Consider the following 1,084-nt stretch of genomic DNA (forward strand, 5'->3'; position numbering starts at 1 on the left):
CCCTGGAGCGGTACCTCGCCGAGTACATGGACATCAACACGTACCGGGAAGCGGTCGGCTACCTGGAGCAGGAACGCAACGACCCCCGCAACCAGACCATGTGCGAGAAGTGCGGCTGGACGTACGGGATGATCTGCCCCGAGTGTGCCGAGGGCTGCGGCTGCTCGCACGACTGCACCGGCTGGCGCCACGGCGAGTACACCGAGCCGGACTACGACGACCCTGACCGGAACGTGTACTGCTTCGACTGCGGGGCCGGATCGTCCGGCCCGTACGACGAGTGCACCTGCTACGAGGACGACGACGAGGACCAGGAGCACGAGGCAGTCCCGGCGTGACGGCCACGGCTGCTGCCGACCTCGCCGCCCGGGGCCTGGCCGTGTTCCCGCTCCCGCCCGGCGGCCGGCGCCCCGCCGGGCCCTGGCGCACGCGGTGCCTCACCGATCCGGAGCGCGTCCGGGAGCTGTGGCACGACGGCGACAACATTGGCGTCGGCTGCCGGGCCTCCCGCGTCGTCGGCCTGGACCTCGATGTCGAGGACGACGGCCAGGCGGTGCTCGCCGACCTCGCCGCCCGCCTCCATCAGCCGTGGCCGGACACCCTGACCGTGGCCACCCCGTCCGGGGGCCGGCACCTGTACTTCGCCGCCCCCGACGGCTCCACCATCGGCAGCTTCTCCGGCAACCGCAGCCCCCTCGGGCCCGGGATCGACGTGCGCGGCCCCGGCCTGCGCAGCGGCGGCTACCTCATCGGGCCCGGCTCCGTCGTCGGCGGCATCCCCTACGCCATCGTCCGCGACGAGCCCGTACGCCCGCTCCCCCGCTGGATCGCCGACCGGCTCCAGCGCCACCCAGGAAGGAAGACCGCGTGAACGCCTTCGACATGATGGCCGCCAACGGACAACTGCTCGGCATCGGGATGCAGATCCCCGACGTCCTCGCCGACCTCAAGGAGGTCCTGGAGCAGTACCGCGGGAACGTCGAGCGGGCCGCCGACCACAAGGGCGCGCTGCGCAAGTGGAGCGACGCCGCCCCCGAGACCCGATCCGCCCTCCTGCTGTCCTCCGCATGGGCGGCCCGCGCGG

General features: G+C 72.9%; 3 protein-coding genes. All 3 read left to right on the top strand.

Annotation, left to right across the window (positions count from 1 at the left end; all coding sequences use genetic code 11):
* On the top strand, positions 1-338 hold a 338-nt coding region (locus ABT106_RS32030; protein ID WP_351284585.1), incomplete at its 5' end, for a hypothetical protein.
* A complete protein-coding gene (locus ABT106_RS32035; RefSeq protein ID WP_351284587.1) occupies positions 335-871 on the top strand; it encodes a bifunctional DNA primase/polymerase in 537 nt (178 codons plus the stop codon). The genes ABT106_RS32030 and ABT106_RS32035, both read left to right, overlap by 4 nt.
* Positions 868-1,084: hypothetical protein (locus ABT106_RS32040; protein ID WP_351284590.1), on the top strand; the 217-nt coding region annotated here is incomplete at its 3' end. The genes ABT106_RS32035 and ABT106_RS32040, both read left to right, overlap by 4 nt.

Origin of the sequence: Streptomyces sp. NPDC002044 (assembly GCF_040296725.1) — a bacterium.
Classification (GTDB): domain Bacteria; phylum Actinomycetota; class Actinomycetes; order Streptomycetales; family Streptomycetaceae; genus Streptomyces; species Streptomyces antarcticus.